The sequence below is a fragment of the Cytobacillus sp. NJ13 genome (genome assembly GCA_030348385.1).
Lineage (GTDB): Bacteria > Bacillota > Bacilli > Bacillales > Cytobacillaceae > Cytobacillus.
In genome coordinates this window covers 3,249,126-3,262,500 of record JAUCFP010000006.1, presented here as the reverse complement: position 1 = coordinate 3,262,500, position 13,375 = coordinate 3,249,126, and the positions used below count along the sequence as shown (strand labels likewise).

13 protein-coding genes, 2 tRNA genes and 2 rRNA genes (1 of these 17 running past the window's edge) are annotated in these 13,375 nt (G+C 42.2%); 13 read left to right on the top strand and 4 right to left on the bottom strand.

Annotated elements, in window-relative coordinates:
- The 8 genes from QUF73_16215 to tsaD form a co-directional block, all read left to right on the top strand.
- Positions 1 to 423, top strand: a 23S ribosomal RNA gene (locus tag QUF73_16215) (it extends 2,513 nt beyond the left edge of the window).
- A gap of 78 nt (positions 424 to 501) precedes the next feature.
- Positions 502 to 618, top strand: a 5S ribosomal RNA gene (gene rrf, locus QUF73_16210).
- A gap of 42 nt (positions 619 to 660) precedes the next feature.
- A tRNA-Met gene (locus QUF73_16205) sits at positions 661 to 734 on the top strand.
- A gap of 3 nt (positions 735 to 737) precedes the next feature.
- Positions 738 to 814: transfer RNA gene (locus tag QUF73_16200), tRNA-Asp, on the top strand.
- A gap of 492 nt (positions 815 to 1,306) precedes the next feature.
- Positions 1,307 to 1,762: a tRNA (adenosine(37)-N6)-threonylcarbamoyltransferase complex ATPase subunit type 1 TsaE gene (gene tsaE, locus QUF73_16195; protein ID MDM5227721.1), complete on the top strand. Its 456-nt coding sequence runs from the start codon at positions 1,307 to 1,309 to the stop codon at positions 1,760 to 1,762.
- On the top strand, positions 1,759 to 2,463 hold the full coding sequence (gene tsaB / locus QUF73_16190; protein ID MDM5227720.1) for a tRNA (adenosine(37)-N6)-threonylcarbamoyltransferase complex dimerization subunit type 1 TsaB: 705 nt from the start codon (positions 1,759 to 1,761) through the stop codon (positions 2,461 to 2,463). Before tsaE ends, tsaB begins: the two co-directional genes overlap by 4 nt.
- Positions 2,464 to 2,481: 18 nt before the next feature.
- Complete coding sequence (rimI, locus tag QUF73_16185) at positions 2,482 to 2,931, top strand: ribosomal protein S18-alanine N-acetyltransferase (protein MDM5227719.1); 450 nt, start codon at positions 2,482 to 2,484, stop codon at positions 2,929 to 2,931.
- A complete protein-coding gene (tsaD, locus tag QUF73_16180) occupies positions 2,931 to 3,959 on the top strand; it encodes a tRNA (adenosine(37)-N6)-threonylcarbamoyltransferase complex transferase subunit TsaD (GenBank protein MDM5227718.1) in 1,029 nt (342 codons plus the stop codon). Before rimI ends, tsaD begins: the two co-directional genes overlap by 1 nt.
- A 228-nt stretch (positions 3,960 to 4,187) precedes the next feature.
- Here the strand turns inward: tsaD and QUF73_16175 are convergent, their stop codons facing one another.
- A complete protein-coding gene (locus QUF73_16175; protein MDM5227717.1) occupies positions 4,188 to 6,110 on the bottom strand; it encodes an ABC-F family ATP-binding cassette domain-containing protein in 1,923 nt (640 codons plus the stop codon).
- Positions 6,111 to 6,300: 190 nt separating this feature from the next.
- On the opposite strand from QUF73_16175, the gene moaC reads away from it, so the two are divergent.
- Positions 6,301 to 6,783, top strand: a complete 483-nt coding sequence (gene moaC, locus QUF73_16170) for a cyclic pyranopterin monophosphate synthase MoaC (protein ID MDM5227716.1) — start codon at positions 6,301 to 6,303, stop codon at positions 6,781 to 6,783.
- A 27-nt stretch (positions 6,784 to 6,810) separates the two neighbouring features.
- On the top strand, positions 6,811 to 7,455 hold the full coding sequence (locus QUF73_16165) for a redox-sensing transcriptional repressor Rex (protein MDM5227715.1): 645 nt from the start codon (positions 6,811 to 6,813) through the stop codon (positions 7,453 to 7,455).
- Between the two features lie 21 nt (positions 7,456 to 7,476).
- Here the strand turns inward: QUF73_16165 and QUF73_16160 are convergent, their stop codons facing one another.
- Positions 7,477 to 7,680 carry a YdiK family protein gene (locus QUF73_16160; GenBank protein ID MDM5227714.1) on the bottom strand — a complete coding sequence of 68 codons (204 nt, stop codon included), beginning with the start codon at positions 7,678 to 7,680 and terminating at the stop codon, positions 7,477 to 7,479.
- Positions 7,681 to 7,726: 46 nt separating this feature from the next.
- Positions 7,727 to 8,452: a type II CAAX endopeptidase family protein gene (locus QUF73_16155; protein MDM5227713.1), complete on the bottom strand. Its 726-nt coding sequence runs from the start codon at positions 8,450 to 8,452 to the stop codon at positions 7,727 to 7,729.
- A 317-nt stretch (positions 8,453 to 8,769) separates the two neighbouring features.
- Here QUF73_16155 and groES point away from each other — a divergent pair, with 317 nt between their 5' ends.
- The 3 genes from groES (at position 8,770) to QUF73_16140 (ending at position 11,642) form a co-directional block, all read left to right on the top strand.
- Complete coding sequence (groES, locus tag QUF73_16150; protein MDM5227712.1) at positions 8,770 to 9,054, top strand: co-chaperone GroES; 285 nt, start codon at positions 8,770 to 8,772, stop codon at positions 9,052 to 9,054.
- 61 nt (positions 9,055 to 9,115) lie between these two features.
- Positions 9,116 to 10,747, top strand: coding sequence for a chaperonin GroEL (gene groL / locus QUF73_16145; GenBank protein MDM5227711.1), 1,632 nt, complete (start codon positions 9,116 to 9,118; stop codon positions 10,745 to 10,747).
- 532 nt (positions 10,748 to 11,279) lie between these two features.
- Positions 11,280 to 11,642, top strand: coding sequence for a hypothetical protein (locus QUF73_16140; protein MDM5227710.1), 363 nt, complete (start codon positions 11,280 to 11,282; stop codon positions 11,640 to 11,642).
- A gap of 346 nt (positions 11,643 to 11,988) precedes the next feature.
- Here the strand turns inward: QUF73_16140 and QUF73_16135 are convergent, their stop codons facing one another.
- On the bottom strand, positions 11,989 to 13,173 hold the full coding sequence (locus QUF73_16135; protein MDM5227709.1) for a DUF4317 domain-containing protein: 1,185 nt from the start codon (positions 13,171 to 13,173) through the stop codon (positions 11,989 to 11,991).
- Positions 13,174 to 13,375: the final 202 nt, after the last annotated feature.

The following is a 13,375-nucleotide window of genomic DNA, read 5'->3' as shown; positions in this document are numbered from 1 at the left end:
ATCGACGGGGAGGTTTGGCACCTCGATGTCGGCTCATCGCATCCTGGGGCTGTAGTCGGTCCCAAGGGTTGGGCTGTTCGCCCATTAAAGCGGTACGCGAGCTGGGTTCAGAACGTCGTGAGACAGTTCGGTCCCTATCCGTCGTGGGCGCAGGAAATTTGAGAGGAGCTGTCCTTAGTACGAGAGGACCGGGATGGACGCACCGCTGGTGTACCAGTTGTCTTGCCAAAGGCATCGCTGGGTAGCTATGTGCGGAAGGGATAAGTGCTGAAAGCATCTAAGCATGAAGCCCCCCTCGAGATGAGATTTCCCATAGCGTCAAGCTAGTAAGATCCCTGAAAGATGATCAGGTTGATAGGTCAGAGGTGGAAGCGTGGCGACATGTGGAGCTGACTGATACTAATCGATCGAGGACTTAACCAAGTCATTGGTGAATACTCGGCAAATGCTTCTTCATGCATTATCTAGTTTTGAGGGAACGAAGTTTCTTCAACCAAATAGTCCGGTGGCGATAGCGAGAAGGTCACACCCGTTCCCATACCGAACACGGAAGTTAAGCTTCTCAGCGCCGATGGTAGTTGGGGGCTGTCCCCCTGTGAGAGTAGGACGCTGCCGGGCGAAACAACAATTTGTGATGAAAAATCACATTAATAATATTATCGCGGGGTGGAGCAGTTCGGTAGCTCGTCGGGCTCATAACCCGAAGGTCGCAGGTTCAAATCCTGCCCCCGCAATCTGGTCCGGTAGTTCAGCTGGTTAGAATGCCTGCCTGTCACGCAGGAGGTCGCGGGTTCGAGTCCCGTCCGGACCGCCATTTTCTAATATTAAAAACGTAAAACGAAACCTGGTTTCGTCTTTTTTTTGTTTTTTTATCCTAAGCGTATATTCCATTAATAATGAAAATAGCTTACTTTGCCCATTGCTGTAAAATAAGGTAAACTACATATAGATTATTCTCCTTAGGATTTATCCTAAGGTTTTTTTGTAATATCAGAATTTATATCTTTGTACTTCGAGAACTGTCTAGCGCAAGCAGCCTACCCCCTCGAGGTCACAAGCTTGTCTTGTTTCGGCTCCTAGGGACTCGGGGTCATAAGCCGTTTCCTTTCAGAAGGAAAAACGCCTTATTACATGAACTGTCTTATGCCTGTCGTTCCGGGGCAGTCGACTCCACATTTCGAGCAATCCGCCCAGAAAGGTAAAGAACACCTTTAAGTACGGCTCGTCTTGTGCTTGTCGGGGGAGGACAAGGCGCTTCCGCTTTTTTTAAAGTTTATAGATTAGACCATAAAAGGTGATGAAACATATGAGTCAGTTTGAGTTTATCTCAATGAAGCCAGAGGATACGATGGCGTTTTCGGAAAGGCTGGGCAGCCTGCTTCAGCCGGGGGATGTTCTTGCACTAGAAGGAGATTTGGGAGCAGGAAAAACGACATTCACCAAGGGGCTGGCAAAAGGGCTAAATATTACCCGTAATGTAAATAGCCCCACTTTTACGATTATTAAAGAATACCAAGGAAGATTGCCCCTTTATCATATGGATGTATATAGAGTTGAAGATTCCTTTGAAGATTTGGGGTTTGATGAATATTTTGAAGGCAATGGGGTCACAGTTGTAGAATGGGCTCATCTAGTTAAAGAACAGCTTCCCGAAGAGTTATTGATTATTTATTTATATCTTGATGATAATGACTCAAGAAAGCTTGTCCTAGAACCCAAGGGAAAAAGATATGAGGAATTGTGTAAGGAGATTATGTTATGAAGGTTTTAGCCATTGATACATCCAATTACCCTCTGGGAGTAGCTCTTCTGGATGGTGATCAGGTTATAGGCGAGTATATTACAAATGTAAAAAAGAATCACTCTGTCCGTGTTATGCCGGCTATTGATATATTAATGAAAGATTGTGGTGTTAAGCCAGCTGAGATAGATAAAATTGTTGTTGCGAAAGGACCTGGTTCCTATACAGGTGTCCGTATTGGGGTAACAATTGCAAAAACTCTGGCATGGACTTTAAATAAGCCGCTGGTTGGGGTATCTAGCCTGGAAGTTTATGCGGCTTCGGCTGGCAGATACTTTAAAGGCGTCATATCTCCTCTGTTTGATGCACGCAGAGGGCAAATATATACTGGCCTGTATCAATATAAGGAAGGGCAGTTAGCATCTCTTATGAAAGACCAGATCCTTCTTGCAAAAGATTGGGCAGCAATGCTTTCTGAACAGCAAGAGAAGGTCCTTTTTATTGGGAATGATTTGCCTTTACATAAAGAGGTATTTGCAGAATCCCTTAGAGACCGGGCTGTGTACGCTTCGCCTGCAGAACATAATCCAAGGCCGGCCGAACTTGCCTTGTTAGGCAGAGACAGAGAGCCTGAGGAAGTTCACTCTTTTGTTCCTAATTATATTAGGATTGCGGAAGCTGAAGCTAATTGGATAAAAGCAAACCAAGAAAAAAAGCTATAGTGATGAGGAAGCGAACGTATGAATAAATCCTTAACTTTCCGTTTTATGAATGAAGAGGATATTGATGATGTTTTGGAAATAGAACATAAGTCCTTTGCCACACCCTGGAGCAGGGAGGCCTTTTTTAACGAATTAACACAAAATCAGTTTGCTTTGTATGTTGTTTTAGAAGAAGAAAATAAAGTAATAGGCTACTGTGGAGCATGGATAGTCGTGGACGAAGCTCATATCACAAATGTTGCGCTGCTCCCAGAATATCGCGGGAGAAAACTTGGAGAAGCTCTGATGCGAAAGTTAATGGAGGTTGCGTCTGAAATGGGGGCCATCACGATGACCCTGGAAGTAAGGGTATCTAACTTCACAGCTCAGTCCTTGTACCGAAAGCTTGGTTTTCAAAATGGAGCCATAAGGAAGAACTACTATACTGATAATCAAGAAGATGCTTTAGTAATGTGGGTGAATTTATAATGAAAAAAGATCAATGGATCATGGGGATTGAAACAAGCTGTGATGAGACGGCTGTTGCCATCATTAAGAATGGCCGTGAAATCTCAGCCAATATAGTTGCATCCCAAATAGAAAGCCATAAACGTTTTGGGGGAGTAGTTCCGGAAATAGCTTCCCGCCATCATGTTGAACAGATAACGATAGTGTTGGAAGAAGCATTATATAAGGCTGGCATCACATATTCAGATCTTTCAGCAATTGCTGTGACTGAAGGACCTGGCCTTGTAGGCGCGCTGCTGATCGGGGTTAATGCCGCTAAAGCCGTTGCTTTTGCTCATGGTATCCCCCTTGTAGGCGTGCATCATATTGCTGGACATATTTATGCCAATCGATTGGTTGAAGAAATGGAATTTCCATTACTGTCCCTGGTAGTCTCCGGCGGTCATACAGAGCTGGTCTATATGAAGGAGCATGGCCATTTCGAAGTGATTGGAGAGACAAGGGACGATGCTGCAGGAGAGGCATATGATAAAGTTGCCCGGACATTAAATCTGCCATATCCAGGCGGTCCTCACATTGACAGACTCGCTCATGAAGGGAGCCCAACGATTCAGCTGCCGAGAGCCTGGCTGGAAGAGGGTTCATACGATTTTAGCTTCAGCGGCTTAAAGTCTGCCGTTATCAACACTGTTCACAATGCTGAGCAGCGTGGTGAGACCATTGTACCGGAAGATCTGGCCGCAAGCTTCCAGGAAAGTGTCATTGATGTCTTAGTAACGAAAACAGAAAGAGCCGTTGAAGAATATCAGGTGAAGCAGCTGCTGCTCGCAGGCGGAGTGGCGGCGAATAAAGGACTACGAGCTTCTTTGGAAAAGAAGTTTGGGGACAAAGCGGATATAAAGCTTATTATTCCGCCATTAGCTTTATGCACAGATAATGCAGCGATGATTGCTGCTGCAGGAAGTGTGCTGTTTGAAAAAGGACAATTCGCCGGTCTTGATTTAAATGCCAATCCCGGTTTGGACATCACTATCCACAATGATAAATAAATTAGGAAAAAGTCCCCGACCGTATAGGGGGCTTTTTCTGTGGATAAAATCATTTATTTCAGAATTTTATGTTGGTCATGTGGATAAAAACAGTTGGATCTGTGGGTAATGTGGAAAAGTCTGTGGAGAGTATATATAACTGCGTTTTTCTTGTGATTATCTCTGTGGATAATAAAAAAGACTGGCAGTGACTATTCTACCAGTCTAAAAGTTGTGAATTTTCTTTTATTAATCATCAGCTAAAAGTGTCCATTCTTCCATCAATTCTTCCAGCTTTGCTTTTGCTTGATCAGTTTCATTTGTGATGCCCATCACTTTTTCATGGTCTTGATAAACATTCGGATCACAGAGAAGCTGATCATTCATATCGATTACTTTCTCCAATACTTCAATTTGCTCTTCAATTTCTTCCATTCTTCTTTTTCGCTGGCGTTCGAGCTTTTTAGTTTCTTTGTCCTGCTGATAATTATTTTTATCCTGCTTAACAGGCTGTGATGCGGTGGATTCATCTTGCTCATTAAGTGCAAGCAGCTCCTCTTGTTCCTGCTTTTTTTCCACATAATAATCATAATCGCCAAGATACTCTGTTGCCCCAATACTGGAAAGTTCAACTACTTTTGATGTGATTCTGTTGATAAAATATCGGTCATGAGATACAAACAGAATCGTTCCAGGATAATCAATTAATGCATTTTCAAGAATTTCTTTGCTATCCAGGTCCAAATGGTTTGTAGGCTCGTCGAGGATTAAGAAATTGGCTTTCTGCATCATAAGCTTCGCAAGCGCAAGACGAGCCTTTTCACCGCCGCTCAGTGTTGAAACAGTTTTAAGAACATCATCACCAGAGAAAAGAAAATTCCCGAGTATTGTCCGGATTTCCTTTTCCGGTTTTAGCGGGTATTCATCCCATAATTCGTTCAGGACTCTCTTGTTGCTGGTGAGTTCCGCCTGTTCCTGGTCATAGTATCCAATTGTCACATTGGAACCGTACTGAATCTCCCCAGAAAAAGAAGAGATTTTTTTGATGATGGTTTTGAGCAAAGTGGATTTGCCAATTCCATTTGGCCCTACAAGTGCTATGCTGTCGCCTCTTGCCAGTCGCAGTGAAATATTCTCGCTTACTATCTCTTCATAGCCTATAGCAAGAGAATGAATATTTAAGACTTCATTGCCCGATTGCCGTTCAATGTCAAAGCCAAAAGAAGCTGATTTCTCGTCTCCCAGAGGCCTGTCCATCACGTCCATTCTGGCCAGCTGCTTTCTGCGGCTTTGTGCCCTTTTGGTTGTGGAAGCACGGGCAAGGTTTCGCTGGATAAAATCCTGCAGCTTAGCGATCTCTTCCTGCTGTTTCTCAAATTGCTTCATTTCTCTTTCAAAGTTAGCCGCTTTTTGATCCAGATATGAACTGTAGTTTCCAGGGTACTTTCTTATTTGCCGGCGGGAAATCTCGTAAACCTGGGAAACAACCTTATCAAGGAAATAGCGGTCATGGGATACGATTAGAATTGCGCCATTGTATCCCTGCAGGTATTGTTCGAGCCATGATAATGTTTCAATATCCAGGTGGTTGGTAGGCTCGTCCAGTATTAAGATATCAGGCTTTGTCAGCAAAAGTTTACCAAGGGCCATTCTAGTACGCTGTCCGCCGCTCAATGATGAAATTTTAGTGTCATAGCCCAATGAGCTGAAGTTGAGTCCATGGAGAATGGAACGGATATCTGCTTCATATTGATAGCCGCCATTTTCTTTGAAATCAACCTGAAGTTTGTCGTATTCTTTTAAGATGCGTTCATAGGCATTAGAATTATTTAGGACATCAGGGTCTGCCATTTGTTCTTCAAGGCTGCGAAGTTGTTTTTCCTGCTTCTGCAGATGACTAAAAACAGTCAGCATTTCATCCCAAATGGATAACTCTGATTCCAGGCCGGTATTTTGGGCAAGATAGCCAATTGTTACTTCCTTTGGCTTTATAATCTCACCGGAGTCATATGTCATTTGTCCGGCAATAATTTTTAAAAGGGTGGATTTTCCTGCACCATTGCGCCCTACTAGTGCAATCCTGTCCCTGGTTTGTACTTCAAGCTTTATATTGGTTAAAATGGGATCAGCGCCAAAATTTTTTGCCAGCTGATTGACTTGTAATAGTATCATGTTCTTTCACCTCGGGTATAGAGTAAGTGTAACTCATTCATATATGTTCGGCAATAAAGGAGACAGGACTATAAGCCCTTCTGCAGGGCATGAAATCAAGACAAAACGCAAATAAATATGTGAGGAACAATACAAAGCACATACAAAGCAACAGAAAAATAGTGTATGATTTTGAAGAGAGGTGTTTTGAATGGCGGATTTTACCCATTTTAATCAAGAGGGCAGGGCAAAAATGGTGGATGTCAGCGATAAACCTGAGACGGCAAGAACAGCCATTGCTCAATCAAGTATTACTTTAAATCAGGAGATATACGAGAAGATAACATCCAACTCTATGAAAAAAGGGGATGTACTCGCTGTTGCACAAACTGCAGGCATTATGGCGAGCAAGAAAACATGGGACATTATACCGATGTGCCATCCGCTGCCGCTTAAGGGCGTGGACATTTTATTTTCATGGAAGGCGGAGGAAGAAGAGTATGTCCTGATCATAATTGCTTCTGTAAAAACGAAGGGAAATACGGGTGTGGAAATGGAAGCGTTAACAGCAGCTTCTGTCTGTGCGCTGACCGTTTATGACATGTGCAAGGCTGTAGATAAAGGAATGGTGATTGGGCCAACCTTTTTAATAGAGAAAACAGGCGGAAAAAACGGAGATTTTAGAAGAAATTAATTCATCATAAGAAATGGGGATGGACGAATGGCCAATGAACCAATTAAGATACCGCAGGCAACAGCTAAACGGCTGCCTTTATACTACCGCTTTTTAAAAAACCTTCACTCATCAGGCAAACAAAGAGTCTCTTCAGCAGAATTGAGTGAGGCAGTAAAGGTAGATTCTGCAACAATCCGCCGCGACTTTTCGTACTTTGGTGCGTTAGGGAAAAAAGGATATGGATATAATGTGAATTACCTGCTGGGCTTCTTTCGGAAGACTCTTGACCAGGATGAGCTGACTAAAGTCGCTTTGGTTGGTGTAGGGAATTTAGGAACAGCCTTTCTTAACTATAATTTTCTTAAAAATAATAATACCAAAATAGAAGTAGCCTTTGATGTTGATGAGAGTAAGGTTGGCACAAAAATCGGTGATGTGCCGGTCCATCATATGGATGACCTTGAAGAAGTTATTATCAATAATAATATTCAGGTGGCGATTTTAACCGTGCCGGCACCGCCTGCCCAGGCTATTACCGATCGGATGGTGAATGCGAAAATAAAAGGAATCCTTAATTTTACACCTGCGAGGCTCACTGTACCAGCCTCGATTCGGATTCACCATATCGATCTGGCAGTGGAATTGCAATCACTGGTTTATTTTTTGAAAAACTATCCGGAAGAAATGTAAAAAAATGAGCCTTTTGCGGGCTCATTTTTTTATTTTATTTTTCATTTTAAAGTGCAGGCCAACCATCCGCAGACCGGTGCCAAAATCGAATGTGGCAATTAGGATCAGAAAATAAGTAAAGAATCCCCAGGTTTCTTCGCGCTGGATATTCTGTATGGCTATAAAGGTGAAAAGGCATCCGAGAAGGATGTAAATAAAGCCTGAAAACAAAGGTGTGCTTCTCATCAAAATCCCCCAGTAAGTTTAAAACTCTGTACAGCATTTCACTATGTTAGAAAAAGCTGATAAAGCTCTGCATGTTTTCCATTTCCTTTAACCATTTCTGCAAATTATCCTGATTCAGCTGGACAACCGCAACAAAGGTGTTCATCGCCACATGGGCAAAAATCGGCACGATGATCCGCTTTGTCTTGACATATAAGAAAGCAAAGGTGAACCCCATTGCCGAGTACAGCAGTACATGTTCAGGCTCAAAATGGGCAAGTGCAAAAATGACTGAGCTGATCAGGGCCGATAGGAAGAAATTGAAGCGCTTATGGAGAGAACCGAAAATAATTTTTCTAAAGACAATCTCCTCAAGGATTGGCCCAATGACCGAACTGATTAAGATAACGATTGGCGATGCCTCAATAATCCGGATAATCTGCTGCGTATTCTCAGATCCCATTTCAATGCCAATCATATTTTCAATACTGGCAGCAGTAGCTTGAGCAATCAGGGCCAAAAATATGCCTCCAATTGCCCAGCCCACTGAGCTTGCTGCGGAAGATGCATCCCTATCCAGGCCTCTTTTCATCTCTTTTCTTAATAATAGAAGCGTAATGATCAGTGTAACCGTAAAACTGATGACAAGCCAGTAGGCTACAGCCAGGATCTGCATATTTTCGGGATTCTGTCCAAGGGCATCTGCAATAAATAACACGAGAGGAACGCCAAATAAACTGGACAGCTGCATGGCAATATAAGCTATTATTATAAACCAATATTCCTTCTTCAAAATGTTATACTCCTTAATCTGAGTGTTGGAAAACAAGTCCTAAAGCCATTGTACTCTTTATAAGGAGCGGGTTTCAAATATCAGCATCAAAGCAGGAAAATACCATGGTTAAAGAGAAGAGTTCCAAAGCATACTTAAGAGGTTGTCTGTGTCGAAAAATAGCGTGTTTGGGCGGATGAAATTTTTTCTAAAAAATTTAAGCTTCACCCTTGCAAATAGAAATGAGATTCATTAATATAATAATTGTGTTAGCACTCATACAGAGAGAGTGCTAATAAATAAAAATATTTACATATTATTTGAGGAGGTTGTTTCACTTGTTAAAGCCACTAGGTGATCGAATCATTATCGAGCTTGTTGAAACTGAAGAAAAAACTGCAAGCGGCATCGTACTGCCGGACACTGCTAAAGAGAAGCCTCAAGAAGGTAAAGTTGTAGCTGTGGGAACTGGCCGCGTTCTTGAAAATGGCGAGCGTGTTGACCTTGAAGTTGCTGACGGCGACCGTATCATCTTCTCAAAATATGCTGGTACTGAAGTGAAGTACGAAGGCAAAGAATATTTAATTTTACGCGAAAATGACATTCTTGCTGTAATTGGCTAATCACCGATCAGACGAAGATTATTAAAAGATAAAGCTAAAATTTTTGAGGAGGTTTTTATCAATGGCTAAAGAGATTAAATTTAGTGAAGAAGCTCGCCGCGCGATGCTTCGCGGTGTGGATTCCCTTGCAAATGCGGTAAAAGTAACTCTTGGACCTAAAGGACGCAACGTGGTTCTTGAGAAGAAATTCGGTTCTCCGCTTATCACCAATGATGGTGTAACAATTGCGAAAGAAATCGAACTTGAAGATGCTTTCGAAAACATGGGAGCGAAGCTTGTTGCTGAAGTAGCAAGCAAAACAAATGATGTTGCCGGTGACGGTACAACAACTGCAACTGTTCTTGCTCAGGCAATGATCCGTGAAGGCCTTAAGAATGTAACTGCAGGCGCTAACCCAATGGGCATCCGCAAAGGAATCGAAAAAGCAGTTGTTACAGCTGTTGAAGAATTAAAAGCTATTTCTAAGCCAATCGAAAATAAGGAATCTATTGCTCAAGTTGCTGCGATTTCTGCTGCTGACAATGAAGTTGGCCAGCTGATCGCTGAAGCAATGGAGCGCGTTGGCAACGATGGTGTTATCACAATCGAAGAATCTAAAGGATTCACAACTGAGCTTGATGTAGTAGAAGGTATGCAATTCGATCGCGGATACGCTTCTCCATACATGGTTACAGATTCTGATAAGATGGAAGCGGTTCTTGAAAACCCTTATATCCTAATCACTGATAAGAAGATCACAAGCATCCAGGAAATCCTTCCTGTACTTGAGCAAGTTGTACAGCAAGGCAAGCCTTTATTGCTTGTAGCTGAGGATGTTGAAGGTGAAGCGCTTGCTACACTAGTAGTGAATAAGCTTCGCGGAACTTTCAACGCGGTAGCAGTAAAAGCTCCTGGCTTCGGTGACCGCCGCAAAGCTATGCTTGAAGATATCGCGATCCTGACTGGCGGTGAAGTAATCACTGAAGAGTTAGGCCGTGACCTTAAATCTGCTACAATCGACTCTTTAGGACGCGCTTCTAAAGTGGTAGTTACAAAAGAAAACACTACGATCGTTGAAGGTGCTGGAGACAGCGCGCAAATCGGCGGCCGTGTGAACCAAATCCGCACTCAAATGGAAGAAACTACTTCTGAATTTGACCGCGAGAAACTACAAGAGCGCCTGGCTAAGCTAGCTGGCGGTGTGGCAGTGGTTAAAGTTGGTGCTGCTACTGAAACTGAATTGAAAGAGCGCAAGCTTCGCATTGAAGACGCCCTTAACTCTACACGTGCTGCTGTAGAAGAAGGCATCGTTTCCGGTGGTGGTGTTGCCCTTCTAAATGTATACAAAAAAGTGGCTGCTATTCAAGCTGATGGCGATGAAGCTACAGGAATCAACATCGTATTGCGTGCGATGGAAGAGCCTGTACGCACAATTGCACACAATGCAGGACTTGAAGGTTCAGTAATTGTTGACCGCTTAAAGCGCGAAGCAGTTGGAACAGGCTTCAACGCTGCTACTGGCGAGTGGGTAAACATGATCGAAGCTGGTATCGTTGACCCTACTAAAGTAACTCGTTCAGCTCTTCAAAACGCTGGATCTGTTGCAGCTATGTTCTTAACAACTGAAGCAGTAGTTGCTGACAAGCCAGAAGAAAATGCTGGTCCTGCAATGCCTGACATGGGCGGCATGGGTGGAATGGGCGGCATGATGTAAGGCTTTTAAGCCTTTCATCTTGACAATACCTAAGCTATTTCTCACTCAATTTTCACTCATTTTGAGAAGCAGTCAAGTAAATTAAATTATTTCAAGAGCAAAAACCACTCCCTATAAAAATTAGGGAGTGGTTTTTTTATGAGTATACAAAGTAGGACTCACGTGGAGGAGTGGATATGATTGGCTGGAGTTTGATAATAAAATATCTGCTTTTAACCATTCAAGACCAATTATACCTACAGAGGCTCCATGTTAAGTCCTTCAACGCCTATCATTGGCTGCATTTATTCAAAGTAAAAGGGCTATTCTATCAACTATTTTATGAGGATACTCAAATGAAATAAGAAATTATTCTTAAAAAGCCAATGAAGTCAACGTTGTGTTCCAAAAATCAGAAAATTGATTTCCCCTAATTGTACCGCTAAAAGCTTATTACGTAAAATTCCACATTTATATTAATAGATTTGTCCGAGCATGTTAACCGTAAATTCATAGAATAAACTATCTTCTAATGAAAGGTGGTGAATAGGACATGGCAAGAGATTTATATTATACTGGACCGATGGAGAGAGTTGGCAGCGGAGTGGAACAAGGGATTGTCAAAGTCGAAAATTTAAATGAATCCGAATCTGTCGAAGTTCGTGTTCGACTATTTGAACTAAATGGTACGAGAACTAGGTTAGAAACATTAGACTTTACCGTTGACCCTAATTCTTCTTCTGGAAGTGATGGAGAACTTACAGATTTCGGTACTTCATTAGAATACGATGTAGAAGTAAGAATAATCACTGATGGAGATTTAAATAGTGTATTTGTTTCCTATTGGGGAAAAGATTCTAATGGAGATATTGTTCCTTCACATCGCGTAGTCTTTGAAGAAATGCATCGTCTATAGATAGCATCCCAGTTTCCTTAAGCCTGCTGATTTACTTCAGCAGGTTTACCACTAGCGATGCCTGATTTGGGCGGAAGGGGTGGCATGATGTAATTTAAAGCGTTGAACCCAACGTTTTAAGGAATCATCCACATCTCATTTTGTGGGACATAGGGACAGGTATCTTGTCCCAGTGATCCCTATACTGCTTATAACGGAAACAAAAAAGGAATTCCTAGTCGGGAATTCCTTTTTTATAGGAAAGATAGACAAACCTATCATTTTATTATCCTCAGTATTGGAAACGCGGACGGTTCCTGGGCTTCTTTGGGAAGGAAGCAAATTTGCACAACCGTTTCCCTGCTTTTTATTCTTTATCCGGGCCCCCGCCAAAAGTTTCGGGAATCATCGTGAAGCCTTCAATCACGGTATCTTCTTCCACTTCGATCATCAGGTAAAGCTTGCCGTCAAAATGGACTTGTTTTACATATCGAAGATCTTGTGGGCAGATGGCTATGTTAGCTGCCTTCGTGCTGATTTTTATTGATTTTGAATTAAATTTGGGAAGGACGCTGTTTGCCTTTATTTCATATTTGTCATCGTCGATGATTTTTTGATAAGCGGATTGGACCTTTTCTGAATTAATATCTTCGAGACCGCTCACCTTTAGAACACGTTCTACGTCTTTGGAATCCAGCTTCGGCGGTTCATCCTCTTCGTTTTCCACGATCATCCGGTTAATCTCTTCATATACGCTGGAAAGTGTTGATGTGCTTAGCTGATCACCTGTTACGTCTTTAATAATTTCCTCAAAAACGATTTTATCATCCTGCGCCGTCATCGTTTCTTCCCCGTTTAAAACGTCCTCTATGAACTGGTGGTCGGGCTCATGGACCTTGCCTGCTGAATACAAGACGTGATTGACATCAGCTGCATGATCGGTGAAGCAAGGAAATAGGAACCCTGAAATGGGTGCCTTGAGGTTGATAATCGGATCAACAGTAAAGTGATATTTAAATTCCTTTTCGACATAGTCAAAAAGCAGTTCTTTCTTCGGTTCCTGCGTGTTATTTATGCTGCAAAGAATAAAGGGATGAGAATATACGGCATCCCGTTCACTTTCCTCGGCTTCTGCATTGCGGAGTTTCATTGGCTTAAGATACTCCCCGCGAATGAATGTAACGACAATATCCTTTTCATATTGCCGGATTCCCAGCATTTTGCCGACAATCTGAAGCATTTGTTCCATCCAGCCTTCAGCATCACTGCTTAGCAATCCTTGATGCAGGATGAGCTGACTGCTGTTTTCGGCATCCCGCTGAAACTTTAATTCAAAGAGCTTTTCATCCAATTGGCCGCCAAGCAGTTTTTTGAAGTTATCCATAAATAGCTCCTGCTGATCCTGGTCCAGCATTTCAAAAGGCTGGCTCTCATAATGATAAATCTCGCTTGATTCCTTCATAATATAGACATTAAAAATATCTGAGATCTTTAGTAAGTCATTATTTAACTTAAATTGTTTCCGAATCTGTGCGATGTCTTTTTTGTTCACAGTTAAAATCCACTCCTAAGATGACCAATATGCATATTTACTAGAATAACAAAATACATCAGCTCTATAAATTATTAATCTCTTTTATTTTCGCTTTTTTGAAACGGGATTTGTGAATTAAATTTGGCTGATGATTTGAAAAATGGAGTGATTTTTACCGGCCGGGGTTAGCGCTGGCGAGGTGAATGTGGAATGCTGATAT

What these genes read in the sequence shown, in the direction of transcription:
- tsaB (MDM5227720.1), top strand. Translation starts at nt 1,759, where the DNA reads ATGAAGGTTTTAGCCATTGATACATCCAATTACCCTCTGGGAGTAGCT.
- QUF73_16165 (MDM5227715.1), top strand. Translation starts at nt 6,811, where the DNA reads ATGGCCAATGAACCAATTAAGATACCGCAGGCAACAGCTAAACGGCTG.
- QUF73_16175 (MDM5227717.1), bottom strand. Translation starts at nt 6,110, where the DNA reads ATGATACTATTACAAGTCAATCAGCTGGCAAAAAATTTTGGCGCTGAT.
- tsaD (MDM5227718.1), top strand. Translation starts at nt 2,931, where the DNA reads ATGAAAAAAGATCAATGGATCATGGGGATTGAAACAAGCTGTGATGAG.
- rimI (MDM5227719.1), top strand. Translation starts at nt 2,482, where the DNA reads ATGAATAAATCCTTAACTTTCCGTTTTATGAATGAAGAGGATATTGAT.
- QUF73_16160 (MDM5227714.1), bottom strand. Translation starts at nt 7,680, where the DNA reads ATGAGAAGCACACCTTTGTTTTCAGGCTTTATTTACATCCTTCTCGGA.
- groL (MDM5227711.1), top strand. Translation starts at nt 9,116, where the DNA reads ATGGCTAAAGAGATTAAATTTAGTGAAGAAGCTCGCCGCGCGATGCTT.
- tsaE (MDM5227721.1), top strand. Translation starts at nt 1,307, where the DNA reads ATGAGTCAGTTTGAGTTTATCTCAATGAAGCCAGAGGATACGATGGCG.
- QUF73_16140 (MDM5227710.1), top strand. Translation starts at nt 11,280, where the DNA reads ATGGCAAGAGATTTATATTATACTGGACCGATGGAGAGAGTTGGCAGC.
- moaC (MDM5227716.1), top strand. Translation starts at nt 6,301, where the DNA reads ATGGCGGATTTTACCCATTTTAATCAAGAGGGCAGGGCAAAAATGGTG.